Consider the following 13791-nt stretch of genomic DNA (forward strand, 5'->3'; position numbering starts at 1 on the left):
TTTGCCATCAAAGTAACGGCTGAAGACGGGGGCTTACAATATGCGCGAGGCCGAAGGCTTACAATGCAGTGGAACCGGATACGTGAAAACTGTACAGCCTGTCCCGATTATTTGCATCGGGATCCGGGTCTGCGAGGGGGGAGGCGGAGTAATCTGCTATCCTATCCCGATTGTATGGCATTATGACACGCATCATGAAATATATGATGACCATTTAGTTTTTATTGAAAAAATATATTATTTAGTCTATATTTATAACAATCAGACAAATAGAACTGTTTTAAAAAAATGATTTCCGAAACATCTGAAGAATCTTTAATTCTTCTTTGTTAGTAAGTCTTTTATCTATTAGTTGTTGAATAAAAGCATTATAACACTTTTAATAGAGTCATATTTATCGATATCTAAAAGACAAAATCATGAAAAAGGGCATCATTTTTTTAATGTTTATGGCTTCGTTGGCATCATGCAAAACATACCAATTGACTTGGGATTATCCGTCCAATGACACTCCTGACAGATTAAGGTGCAAACAAGTTGAAGCAAATGAAATTATTGTGAAAAGAAAATCAATTTTTTCGGATGAAGCATTGAAGAGAATTGATTTTTTTTATTACCCTGGCAAATATACAACAATCGAAACTGAATCATTAAGTGGGTCAAGATTGAAAATGATAAATAATTATCTAGGAGCAGATTCTATTTCTAATTATCTAGGGACATGTAAAGTCACTTTATGCAAAACTAAACATTATATTGAAATAGGATACCTTGTTCCAACAGTATTGACACTTACTATGATAAACCTTTTAGGATTTCCAATTATAAGTCATGAAGTGCAGTTAGAATTAAAAGTAGAATTAGTTGATACCTTAGGTGAAAATGAGAAAGAAATTTATGTTTCAGGTATTAATAAGTCATTTGCCGCATACTATTGGGGATATTCAGGTGTTGGAGCGATGAATGAAAATAGTGAATTGGGGGATATAACAGAAAAATTAGCTTTAAAAGATGCATTGGAAAAAATTAGCTTACAGTTAAACAAAAACATTGAGTAAGAAGATGAATAAGCGCTACACAGTTTACCGCCATGCTCCGAAAAATCAAATATCCATAATGTTAACCTTAATAAAATAAAAAGATGAAAAAAACAGTTTTTACATTACTTTCAATAATCTTCGCACTGAACATTTATTGTCAGACAGATATTGATAAAACTAAAATAGGTTATATAAATTGCATGCTGCCTTTAAGTTTTAATAAAGTCAAAGGAGCTAAATATGATGAGCTTAAGGAAATAACTATATCACAAACAAAGCAGTTGTTAAAATCATACCCAAATACGGATGCTAATTCTATTTCTTTAGTTGGTTTTGATGTATACGAATCTTCTGATCAAAATGTATTGATATTATTTCAGTCAATTAAGATTCAAATGGAGTTATCTGAGTTTTATTTAGATGAGATGAGAAATGAAGCAGTTGATAAAATTAATTGGGGTATTACAAATAATAAATTAAGCAAATGCTTTAAAAATGAGGTTACTTTGATTAATGGCAGTAAAGTCCATTATACTGATTTGTTAATAAGCAATGGTGCGAGAAATATTAATCTCAATTTTTGGAAAAAAGAATTTAAAAATATTACAAATGGAATTGCAATTATAGCAAATACCAATAATGATTATTTAGAAAATGAAAATGAATTAAAAAAATTCATAAACAGTATTATAATTGAATAATTTTGTATCCTTCCCTAAAAAACGGACAGTTTAAAACTAGACAAATTATGTAAAAATTAAGCAGGAAGACTCAGTTTCCATAAAGTAAAGATTGGAGAGTCTTGGCTAGATATAAATAAGAAATTTAGGGTAATACTGGAAAAAGGGTTTCAACTAAATTCATAATATTTACAAAAGAGACTTATCATATGGAATACTTTGGTTCTTGTTTGTGCAAAGGAATTAAATTTAATGTTTTAGGTGACTTTGAGAGTTTTTATTTATGTCATTGCAGATATTGTAGGAAAGATACAGGGTCAGCTCATGCTGCAAATTTATTTTCGACAACAGCTAAACTAAATTGGATAAAAACAGAAACTGAAATTAAAACATTTCAACCCCCCAAAAGTGACCATGTGAAAGCCTTTTGTACAAATTGTGGTTCAGCTTTGCCCAATTTACAGATGGATGGTAAACTGTTGGTTGTTCCAGCAGGATGTTTAGATACTCATTTAGAAAAACGACCTAATGGACATATTTTCATCTCAGATAAAGCATGTTGGGATGAGTCGCTGGAAGAAATAAATAAATTTGGACGTTTCCCTGAATAACCACTAAAAATAAAGAGATTTGCTCCTGTATTTTGATATTAGTTGACATTGAGGAACAACTGAATTGAGGTTAATCTATAAGCTAAAACGAAGGGTAAAGTGCTGTCTAATGTGCCAGCCGGGGGTCCATGGCATAAAATGGGGTTCATGCTCCCCGTCATCAGCGTTTGGCCAGGAAATTTCGCAACTGGCAAAAATGCACCGGCTACTTGCATGCAACTGAGACGGTGTGGTTAATTTAAAAAAACTGTCGTTCCAAAATATTATGACAAAGAAAAAAACAAAACAAATAATCAGAATCATGCTACTGGTGGGAACCATCGTTTCTATGTTCTTTGTACCATGGCTTTTGGTTAAGGCGTGGATACTTCCCTTGCCGGATACGGTTCAAGAGCAGTTAGATGAGGCTATTGGTCATGGATTTGACGGAATGATTGTTTACATAGATGAGGCTGGTAAAACACCGCAATATCTTGCATCTGGCTGGCACGATCGGGAATTTAGGATACCTGCAAAACCTCACGCTCTATTTAAAATTGCCAGCATCAGCAAGCTATATGATGCTGTGGCTGTTACCAAATTGGTTCGTGATGAACGTCTTTCTTTGGATAAAACCATCGCCGATTATTTACCGGAACTTGTGGGAAGAATCGAAAACGCAGAGAAAATTACTTTGAGATTGATGATTCAGCATAGAAGTGGCATCCCCAATTTTACAGATTCTCCTAATTTCTGGGCTGCTCCAACCGAGACCTATGAAGAAAGTCTTGCATTGATTCAAGGAAAGCCGGCCAATTTTAATCCTGGAGAAGATTATGAATATAGTAATACGAATTACCTTCTGATTAACAGGATTATGGATGATGTTTTGGGATATCCTAATTTTCAATTTATCCGTAAAGAAATTTTAGAGCCTCTAAATCTAAATAATACTTATAGTTCATTAAGTGAGGTAAATATGAATGAGGTGATGAGTGGCTATCATGTAGGACACCCTTTTGATTTAAAGGCTGACGAACACGGCATGTTAGCTACAGCAGAAGATGTGGGTATATTCATAAGGGCATTGAACAATGGATCATTGTTTAAGCCCGGAGAAAAAGAAATTTACTCTGCTATTTATGAATATGAACACGGCGGTTGGGTTCCCGGTTATCAAAGTTTTGCAAAGTATCATAAGGACATTGATGCTGTTTTTGTTGGATTCTACAGTACAACCGATTCTAAACTGTACAATTGGAATTTATCGGAAATTATTAATAGTAGAATAGTTAAGATAATTAGAAATAAAAGCTAAGCACATGCTGTCACAGCCAAAAGGGTTTCAGTGGTATGCGAAGGTTTGTAGCCCGCTTCAAATTTATATGTATCTTGATAGATGATTCGTCCGCAATCCCTTACTGGCTATGCCGCCAACAGTTACCGTAATTATTAAAGTGCTTTGGATAATCTATTCACCGCGTACAGGATATACATTGAAACAAATTCTGATTAGATTAAAGACAGTGAGAAATTGATTAGTATTATGGTTTCTAAATTAACGGAACTGAAAAAAACAGATTTGATAAATGAAATGGCTAAGGGGTAAGTCTACAAGATGTATTGATTTTTGATTATCGAATAACCGGATAATCAAATAATGAACAAGAGAATATTAGTTGGAATTTTTCGGGAATGATCAATAGGAAGTATCGTAATTTTGGTCATTATTGATGCTGATAATTTTGTTTTATGAAGAAAATTTTAAATTATTTCCTTCAGGGTTTACTCTATTTAGCTCCCTTTGGAATAACGACTTACATTATCTATGTTCTTTTTAGTTTTACTGATAATCTCCTGGAGGATATCCTGAAGAAATATCTTGGAACAGATATTCCGGGTCTGGGTTTAGTATTCATTTTCTTTTTTCTGGTGTTGGTGGGAATTATTGGCAGTAGCATTCTTGCCAGACCATTTAAAGTTTTCTTTAACAGACTCATTGAAAAGGCACCACTGTTAAAATTTATTTATTCCGCATTGAATGACCTTTTTTCTGCCTTTGTTGGGAAAGAGAGGAAATTTAAAAAACCTGTCATTGTTCTGGTTAATCCCATTTCCAATTTGGAAAAGCTGGGTTTTATTACAGAAGAGGATCTGAGCAAGCTTGATGAAAAAGAGAAGGTTGCCGTTTACTTTCCTCATTCCTATAATTTTTCAGGTGAGTTGTTTATTGTTCCAAAGAACCAGGTTCGGTCTATTGATGTAAATCCTGCGGTTTTGATGAAATTTATCGTTTCTGGTGGTGCTACCGGAATCTGAATGACAAATACTTCATTTTTTGTGAATATTGGAGACTGACGGTTTCAGGTTGGGATTATGGTTTTTATTAAACAGAACTGCTTGGATTTTAGAGTGGTTTGGTGCGTTAAAGAGGTTATGGTTTTGATGGTGATGATAATTTGGAGACGGGTATTAGAATATAGAGAATTTTTCACCTACGTTTGCAATTCCAAATCTATCATTATAGATTTGTTTTGGGGTAGGGTTAAGGTCAAAGGTCTGTCGGAAAGCTGGCAGGCCTTTCTTTTTATGCGGAAATATCCTTAGGATTTATTTTTTCTTCCCGGATGAAACTATTGAATTTAAAGTTTTCTTTATTCGAATAAAAATCCCATTTTTATACTTAAATTAATCTTTTTGTTAATCAAAAATTCTTTTGAACATGAAAAAGTTATTTTTACTGAGTCTTTCAGTGCTTCTTTGCGGAAGTCTTTTTGCACAGTCATTCGATTCCTCTAAGTTACGCGCAGGAGCAGGGTTCTTTTATACTTCTGAAATCCAAAATATGGGTCTTACATTGAACGGAGTTTATGAGATTGATGAAACATGGGAAGGTTCTCTGGGATTTACCCATGTCTTTGAAAAAGATAATTTAAATTGGAATATGCTGGATTTGGATGGTCATTATATTTTTCATGAAGAAAGTGATGATCTGAATATTTACGGTCTGGCCGGTCTGTCTTTTACTTTCTGGAAAGTCACCATTCCGGCTATGGACCTTGGCATGTTCGGTTCAACTGACGAACAGGAAGAAACCGGTTCTGAAATAGGTTTAAACCTGGGTATTGGAGCCAACTACAGAATTGCTGATAATCTTAACCTGGCCCCGGAATTAAGATATACCATTATTGATGGTTCTTATTTCAGATTGGGAGCAACTTTACAATATATGTTCTAAAATACAAACCAATTTCCGGAATCAGAGGAAAAATGGAGACACCGTGTTGGTTGTCTCCATTTTTTTATTCACCATGTACTATTTATTTAACATCAATAATTTTAAACTAATAATCCCTATAGTTGCCTGACATCAGACCGAATAGTATTGAATGATTGGGAAGTTTTACTTTTGTGCCGGGACCTTAAATGATTCAGAACTTTTATATACCTCGGTTGTTTTTTTGCTATCATTATTCTTCGAAATGTAAGTCTCGCCAATTCGGCATTCTTAAACAACCCATGTTTCTTTTTAACGGTGTTATAAATAAAATACAAACTCCCGTTTTTCTCAAAATCAATAAATGAGTTGTTTCTCACACTTTACAAACATAAGGGCTATCAATATGGTAATTAAGCCCTCTAAAACTTTAGCAGAATAAGTCATTTTCCTTTTTTAAATTTGTTATATAATTACTGCCATTCACTCAGGTGATGGCATTTAAGACTTTCTTTTAATGATCTTTGAAAAAAGCAAGTGGAGGTAATTTTTTTGCTATGACGGATATGTCAGAGCGGTTACCATCAAAACACAGGTACACAACTTGAGACTTTTTTGTGAAAAAAATATAGAAAGCTGTCAAATATTATTTTTTTTCATTTTGCCTATCCCCAAAAGATTGAAAAAATTTTCTGAGGACAGCCGTATTGCAAGCAGTTGGTTATAATTAACTTGTGCTCAGTATCTTTTTGTCTTATATTGAGCTAATTGCAGAAGAATCAGGTTGAAAGTTGTTTATTCAGGGTTTGAAAGGAACACTGGTTTTTTTAAGGTGTACAAAACATAGAAACGGGATTTTATTGGTTCCGGATTTTTATTATCTGATAAATTCAAACCGCGAATGCAACAAGCATGAATTTTGGAATGCTAAATTCTCACAAGAGCATGAATAAGATTCATCGTGAGTTCCATTCGGCCAATGAATTAACTAAACTTTGCACGGATGAAGAAACCCATTATTTTAATCATGTTCACCGTTTTTGTCGTCTCAGGTTGTGACCTTATCGACAAAATTAAAGAATTTCTGGGAGTGACGGTGCCCAATGCCACGGAAGAAGCAGTTGCTGTAATAGACCGGGGTATAGGTGAATTGAGCGTAGCATCGGCTGACTGGCAGGATGTTTTGACAGGGGTTTTGGAAGAGTTGCCTGAAGACGTTCAGAGTACTATTAAAACGGAAGTCTCAGAATTAATGCAACGTGGGATTGCCACCACGGGGACGGAACTCAGATGCAATGTTGATTTTTTGCGTATCCGGATGAGGCAGGGGCTGGAGAGAATTAAAGCCCGGATTCTGGGAACCGAGCTGCCACCCCTTGAGCCACAGCTTTGTCAGGTGGTGCCGTCAGCCATTGATATGTCCCTAAACCAGGATAGGCGGAATAAAATCGAATTTTTCGGATATGACTTTGATCGCACGGAAATTACTGTATTGTTGATTGAAGGAAATCGGCAGATTGATATTACCCGAAATCTTGACCGCCCATCCCATTATCATATGACGCTGAATTTGGGTTCATCCGGAGCCAACCTTACCGCACAGAGTAGTAGAATTATATTGAAATGGGGAGGAAGAGAAATTTCCTCCCTTGGAATTATTCAACCGGAACCCAATATTTGCCAAACCCGATTTGATAATTTTAGACCTTCTAATGTGTCGGTAATGCCGGGCCATGCAACCAAACCCGGGAAAAGCAGAGGAGATAAGGAGTTTGGTGGTCATGGTCCGTATATGTATTGCCAAGTAAGACTGATAAATGAAGGCACCCGGTTAAGAGCAAAGGTATATGTAACAGCCAGTGAAACCAAACGTGACTGGACCTATGGAAGAGGGGAGCGGACTTTTACAATTTATACCCCAGATCCCGGCTATGAGATTGAAGAGGTTATTTCTCCTGCAGTGGCTTCATATTCTTATACCGATAATGATCTTGCTGAGGATGTTTTTGCAGGGAGTGGCCCTGTTCAGAAGTTCAATTTTAATGGTGATGGTCCAGGATCCGACATCGGTAAAAATACCAAAGTGGAGATACAATTCAATGCTTTGCGTGTTCAACTAAAAGAAACCGGAAATTGCGTTTCCAGTGCGATGTTACGGAACATTCAATTGCAGGATGCCATTAGTCCTGTTTTAATTCGCAAAATGGAACGGACACCCCAAATTCGGTTTATGGCCCCATCTGAATACGAACTGAGAGATTCAATAATTCATTAATGATGTTGATAGTTAGGTGTTTGGGTGATAAAACTTGTTGATGCATAGGCGTATTATGAATGCAATACATTTTTTAACTATAGGATAAGTAGTAAAAATGAAAAAAAATTTTGCCATTTCCATTTACTCCATTATATTTGCATCGGGTTAGGGTTAAGGTTTGAAAGGTCTGTCGGAATGCCGGCAGGCCTTTCTTTTTTTATAAGCTTTTTGTTTCTTTCCATTTTAATCTATAGTCTTAAGGTTGGCTAAAGTTTAAAATAACGTTTTTGCAATTAGAGATTCTTCGGGCAAGGCCCTCGCAATGACAAAGACCCCGGTCGATGGAGAAGAAGTTAGCAGAGGGCAGGGCCGCGTTGCCGCCCTGCCCTCTGCTAACTTCTTCCATTTAACAGTAAAAAAATATCATGCTCATTTCACACGGCTGATTCTAAAACCCGGTTTCATGTAGTCAATTCATAGGATTAAAACTTCCGTCCAATTTGGTTTTTATAAATAATTAAGAGTAAAAATAGCTTTCTGAACAAAAGTTCATTTAAATTTGCGCCACTATTCACATGGAACCGGCATCTGATGTTAAATTTTGACAGAAATCCCGGGAACTCCACTTTGCATCTTAATTATTTCTTAAGAATATGAAGTACATTTTCAAGCCCAAACTTATCAGTTTGTGGCAGCATCGACTCATCGACAAAAACACCATTACGAAAGATGTTCTTGCCGGTTTGGTAGTGGGCATTGTAGCACTTCCACTGGCTATTGCTTTTGCAGTGGCTTCGGGAGTTTCACCCGAAAAAGGATTGATTACGGCGGTAATTGCGGGGTTTATTATTTCACTGCTTGGAGGTAGCAGGGTACAGATTGGAGGCCCGACCGGAGCTTTTGTAATAATTATCTACGCAATTGTTGAAGCACATGGTTTGGAAGGTTTGATGATCTCCACAATCATGGCTGGTATATTTCTCATAGCATTTGGATTATTGAAACTGGGTACCTTACTGAAATTTATTCCCCATCCGCTGGTGGTAGGATTTACCAGTGGAATAGCATTGGTAATTTTTTCTATTCAGGTTAAAGATGCCCTGGGCATTGTATCTTCAAATGTTCCTTCAGATTTTATTGATAAATGGGTGTTTTATTTTCAGCACATACCGGATGCCAATTTGAATGCTTTATGGATAACTTTTTTTACGATTCTTATTACTTTAGGCTTTAAAAAAATTACCGTCAGAATACCGGGATCCTTTATTGCCATTATTGTAGTTTCCGGGGTAGTTTCTTTAACAGGCATTGAGGTGGCCACCATTGGTTCTGTTTTCGGAGAGATTCCCGCCAGGTTTCATTTCGAGTTACCGGGCATCAGCTGGGAGAAAATCCATTTATATATTGGTCCGGCGCTGACCATTGCGCTGCTTGGGGGGATAGAATCCTTATTGTCGGCAGTTGTTTCCGATGGAATGATCGGGAGCAATCATCGGTCAAATACAGAACTTATCAGTCAGGGAATTGCCAATGTGTTAACTCCTTTTTTTGGTGGCATTCCGGCAACGGGAGCCATTGCCCGTACTGCCACCAATGTGAAAAATGGTGGTCGAACCCCTATTGCCGGGATGGTTCATGCGGTCACTTTATTGCTGATAATGTTGTTTTTCGGGAAGTATGCTGCTTTGATTCCTTTGTCGTGTCTTGCCGGGATATTGATGGTTGTGGCTTACAATATGAGTGAGTGGAAATCGTTTGTTTCCATCCTCAAAGGGTCTGTTTTCGATATTATTGTCTTGTTAACAACTTTCTTCCTGACAGTCCTGGTTGATCTTACCGTGGCCATCGAAGTAGGCATTGTGTTGGCTTCTCTGTTGTTTATGAAACGAATGGCTGATGTAGCAAAATATTCGGACAATGAAATTGATGTGGATGTGATTGAGAATTATTCTCATATTCCCAGGGAGATAGGGATCTTTGAGATCAGCGGACCGTTTTTCTTTGGTTCGGCCAAAGAATATGGGGAGTGGCTGAAATCTTCAGGTCAGAAATACGAAATTCTGATTATTCGGATGCGTCATGTTCCTTTTGTTGATTCAACCGGTGTTCACAATCTGAAAGAGGCTATCAGGAATATACAAAAGAGGGAGACCAGAGTTATGTTGTCGGGGATTAAACCGAATGTGGGTAAAGAACTGATCAAAGGTGGTGTTATTGACATTATCGGAGATAATAATGTTTTCCTGAATTTTGGTGAAGCGCTGGATGAGGCCCGGAAGGGTCCAGTTTTGAAGCAAGAAAAATTGAAAAGGGATCATATCTCATGAACCATCCTTATTTTGAATGAGCCAACAGTTCCTCGATGGAATTTATGGTTGAATGGGTGGCCGATAGTGACAAGGTCTTAACTTTCTAAACTTTTTTATCATTTTCCTCTAATCTCAAAGCATCAGGACTGTTCTAATTTCCCAAAATGTTGTTTCTTTGCAAAACACGGAAAAGAACTTTGATTTTTTATGATCGAAAAACTTATTTATCTCGAATCTGTTGATTTGGTGGAGTTCATGGGAGTGAAAAACACCAAGTTGGATTTGATAAAAGCAAATTTTCCAAAACTGAAAATTGTAGCGCGGGGTAACTGGCTGAAAGCCATGGGGGATGCTGAGGAAGTGGCCGATTTTGAGGAAAAAATCAATCAACTTCTGGAACACTATGAGCGTTTTAATGTTTTGAAAGAAGATGTCATCAACGACATCATGAAGGGACATACGGTGGTTCAACAGGAGAGTGCTGAAGATACCATTCTCTTTGGTGTAAATGGTAAACCCATAAAAGCAAGAACCGAGAATCAGCGAAAACTGGTGGATGCCTATGGCAAAAACGATCTGATGTTTGCTGTGGGCCCGGCCGGATCAGGGAAAACCTATACTGCCATAGCGCTGGCAGTGAAAGCCCTGAAAAGCAGGGTGGTGCGGAGGATTATACTGAGTCGTCCGGCAGTAGAAGCAGGAGAGAAGTTGGGGTTTCTGCCCGGTGATATGAAGGAGAAGATTGATCCTTATTTGCAACCTCTTTACGATGCACTGCAGGATATGATTCCGGCAGTGAAGTTGAAAGAGTATATGGAAAACGGCACCATTCAGATTGCGCCGTTGGCATATATGCGTGGCCGGACACTGAACAATGCGTTCGTGATTCTGGATGAGGCTCAGAATACCACGACCAATCAGTTGAAAATGTTTCTGACCCGAATGGGAACCAGTGCTAAGTTTGTGGTAACCGGTGATATTACGCAGATTGACTTACCAAATCCCATGACTTCGGGACTTGTGCAGGCCATGCGCATACTGAAAGGCATAAAAGGAATAGAGCGGGTAAAGTTTTCTGTGAAAGATATTGTTCGCCATCGATTGGTCCAGGATATTGTGGAAGCTTACGAGAAAGAATAACTCTATATTTTACAGACCTATGCAAAACGCTATTGTTGAGACAAATTTCAATTTTCCGCGTCAAAAAGACGTTTACAAAGGGAAAGTACGTGATGTTTATAACATCGATGACGACTATCTCGTTATGGTGGTGTCAGATCGAATCTCTGCCTTTGATGTGGTGTTGCCTGAAGGTATTCCGTTCAAAGGTCAGGTGCTGAATCAGATTGCTGCCAGATTTCTGGATGCTACCTCCGACATTGTACCCAACTGGAAAGTTGCCACCCCTGATCCAATGGTTACCGTTGGCCACTTTTGTGAGCCTTTTAAGGTAGAGATGGTTATTCGTGGTTATCTTACAGGTCATGCCTGGCGCGAATACAAATCCGGAAAGCGTGAGCTTTGTGGAAATCCATTGCCCGAAGGAATGGTGGAAAATCAGAAGTTTGAGAAACCACTGATTACGCCTACCACCAAAGCAGATGTGGGACACGATGAAGACATCTCCCGTGAAGAGATTTTGAAACAGGGACTGGTTAGTGAGGAAGATTATACCTTGCTTGAAAAATATACCATGGCATTGTTTCAGCGCGGAACAGAAATGGCTGCTGAAAAAGGACTGATTCTGGTGGATACCAAGTATGAGTTTGGCAAGAAAGATGGTAAAATCTATCTGATTGATGAGATCCATACGCCCGATTCATCAAGATATTTCTATGCCGATGGGTATGAAGAGCGCCTGAAAAAGGGAGAAGCCCAGCGTCAGCTTTCCAAAGAGTTTGTACGTCAGTGGCTGATTGAAAACGGTTTTCAGGGGAAAGAAGGACAGCAAGTGCCCGATATGAGTGAGCGCTACATCAGTGAGGTCTCAGAACGATACATCGAGTTGTTTGAGAAAATAATCGGTGAAAGTTTCCAAAAAGCCAATGCTGAGGATGTAGCAGGTCGCATCGAAAAGAATGTGACAGGTTACCTGAATGATTTACTTAAGTAGTGCCCGTCTATAAAGTCGGGAAAATTTGTAAAAAGTCATGTGTCTGGTCAGAAAGTGCCAATTGCAAGGCTTTCGAAGCCGCCAAAAACGGAGTTTGCTTGGGTAAATGAGTATTTTGGCGGCAAGCGTAACGACGCAAATGGTACTTTATGGACAGACACTAAGTAGTCTTTGCAAGAAAACACCAACTACTTCGTTATTTAGGATGTGTAATACCATTTTTAAAAATCTTTGGCTTTAGTATAAGAACTATTACACACCCTGAATTTTTGAATCAGTCATTTACGAAAAGTAAATTCCTTGGATTCAAAAACTTCGAAAGCCTCGTATTTGGCGCATTTTTATCAAAGACTGGAAAAAAGCTTAATTTTCTTGCTAGCACTAAGTAAAAGAATTGTAAACATAAGCAAAGACACCGCGACTGCCGTTGAAAGGGAGAACGGTGTTTTTGTGATTTTAAATAGAAGCCATTGAATCTTTCTACCAGTAAACCATTGTCTCTGGCAGGTAAATTACTGCCGGGAATGCTGCCCTTATTGATTTTTGTTGGTGTTGAACTTATCTGGGGCACAACTGCAGGCCTGTTAGCTGCTTTGTCTCTTGGATTGGTGCAATTTATCTGGTTTTGGTTCCGGGAGCACAGAGTGGATAAGTTCATTCTGGCCGACATCGGCTTTTTGATGGTGCTGGGAGGCCTTGCCATTCTCTTTGACAATGCTTTGTTGTTTAAGCTGAAGCCGGTATTCATTGGTGCTGCATTATTGTTAATAATCGGGTATTCTGCTTTTTCTAATGTCCGGTTGGTTATGCTGATGATGCAACGGTATTTTAAAGGCCTGGTCGCCGGTCCATTTGAATCCTGGCTGATGCAGGATATGCTCAGAGTTTTCTTTTGGTTACTGATGGCGTATACCTTGCTGACCTTTGGTGCAGCACTCTGGATGCCTCATGCATGGTGGGCTGCAATAAGTGGTCCCGGTTTTTATGTTTTGATTGGAGGGCTGGTATTCTATTCCTGGTTTCTTAATAAGAAACGAAAAAGCAACTGGAGCCGGGAAGAGTGGCTTCCACTGGTAGATGAAGAGGGAAAGGTGCTTGGACATGCTCCAAGAAGTCTTGTACACAATGGTAAAAATCGTTGGCTTCATCCGGTGGTTCATCTTCAGGTGGTAACCAGGGACGGACTTTGGCTACAGAAGCGTCCGATGCATAAAACAGTGCAGCCGGGTAAGTGGGATACTGCTGTTGGCGGTCATGTATCAAAGGAGGAAACCATTGAGACCGCCCTTTTGCGGGAAGCTTCCGAAGAAATTGGTGTGAATCCGGAGAATCCTGTTTCATTGGGACGTTACTTGTGGCGAAGTGGAGTGGAGAATGAGCTGGTATTTGTATTCGCATTGTTTCACGAAGGAAAAATCACCCCTCATCCCGAAGAACTGGATGGAGGAAAAGTCTGGTCATTTTCTGAACTCGAAGAAACCAGAGGAAAAGGGCTGCTTACTCCAAACTTTGAGGAAGAGTACCGCCGATATGGAGACGAATTGAAAAAAATGCTGGAGAGATAGTTTTTTTGATTTGAATGACC

At 38.4% G+C, this 13791-nt stretch carries 12 protein-coding genes; all 12 read left to right on the plus strand.

Annotated elements, in window-relative coordinates:
• Positions 1–186: hypothetical protein (locus tag W7W_RS23830; protein WP_238532127.1), on the plus strand; the 186-nt coding region annotated here is incomplete at its 5' end.
• 233 nt (positions 187–419) lie between these two features.
• Entirely contained in the window at positions 420–1058 is a 639-nt protein-coding gene (locus tag W7W_RS0105155) for a hypothetical protein (RefSeq protein ID WP_010662758.1), read from the plus strand.
• Positions 1059–1141: 83 nt separating this feature from the next.
• Complete coding sequence (locus W7W_RS0105160; RefSeq protein ID WP_010662759.1) at positions 1142–1741, plus strand: hypothetical protein; 600 nt, start codon at positions 1142–1144, stop codon at positions 1739–1741.
• Between the two features lie 188 nt (positions 1742–1929).
• The gene (locus W7W_RS0105165; RefSeq protein WP_010662760.1) at positions 1930–2331 is read left to right on the plus strand and encodes a GFA family protein; all 402 of its coding nucleotides are present in this window, start codon (positions 1930–1932) and stop codon (positions 2329–2331) included.
• A 265-nt stretch (positions 2332–2596) separates the two neighbouring features.
• Positions 2597–3628 (plus strand): serine hydrolase domain-containing protein, encoded by a 1032-nt coding sequence (locus W7W_RS0105170; RefSeq protein ID WP_010662761.1) that lies wholly within the window; start codon positions 2597–2599, stop codon positions 3626–3628.
• A gap of 434 nt (positions 3629–4062) precedes the next feature.
• On the plus strand, positions 4063–4629 hold the full coding sequence (locus tag W7W_RS0105175; protein ID WP_010662762.1) for a DUF502 domain-containing protein: 567 nt from the start codon (positions 4063–4065) through the stop codon (positions 4627–4629).
• Positions 4630–5032: 403 nt separating this feature from the next.
• Positions 5033–5548, plus strand: coding sequence for an outer membrane beta-barrel protein (locus W7W_RS0105185; protein WP_010662763.1), 516 nt, complete (start codon positions 5033–5035; stop codon positions 5546–5548).
• A 982-nt stretch (positions 5549–6530) separates the two neighbouring features.
• Complete coding sequence (locus tag W7W_RS21760; RefSeq protein WP_010662764.1) at positions 6531–7802, plus strand: hypothetical protein; 1272 nt, start codon at positions 6531–6533, stop codon at positions 7800–7802.
• Positions 7803–8437: 635 nt separating this feature from the next.
• Positions 8438–10111 carry a SulP family inorganic anion transporter gene (locus W7W_RS0105195; protein WP_010662765.1) on the plus strand — a complete coding sequence of 558 codons (1674 nt, stop codon included), beginning with the start codon at positions 8438–8440 and terminating at the stop codon, positions 10109–10111.
• Between the two features lie 189 nt (positions 10112–10300).
• A complete protein-coding gene (locus tag W7W_RS0105200) occupies positions 10301–11233 on the plus strand; it encodes a PhoH family protein (protein WP_010662766.1) in 933 nt (310 codons plus the stop codon).
• 19 nt (positions 11234–11252) lie between these two features.
• Positions 11253–12206 carry a phosphoribosylaminoimidazolesuccinocarboxamide synthase gene (locus W7W_RS0105205; RefSeq protein ID WP_010662767.1) on the plus strand — a complete coding sequence of 318 codons (954 nt, stop codon included), beginning with the start codon at positions 11253–11255 and terminating at the stop codon, positions 12204–12206.
• Positions 12207–12676: 470 nt separating this feature from the next.
• Positions 12677–13771 carry an NUDIX domain-containing protein gene (locus W7W_RS23110; protein ID WP_029510369.1) on the plus strand — a complete coding sequence of 365 codons (1095 nt, stop codon included), beginning with the start codon at positions 12677–12679 and terminating at the stop codon, positions 13769–13771.
• The last annotated feature ends 20 nt before the right edge of the window (positions 13772–13791 follow it).

This window comes from Marinilabilia salmonicolor JCM 21150 (assembly GCF_000259075.1).
In the GTDB taxonomy this organism is placed as follows: Bacteria; Bacteroidota; Bacteroidia; order Bacteroidales; family Marinilabiliaceae; genus Marinilabilia; species Marinilabilia salmonicolor.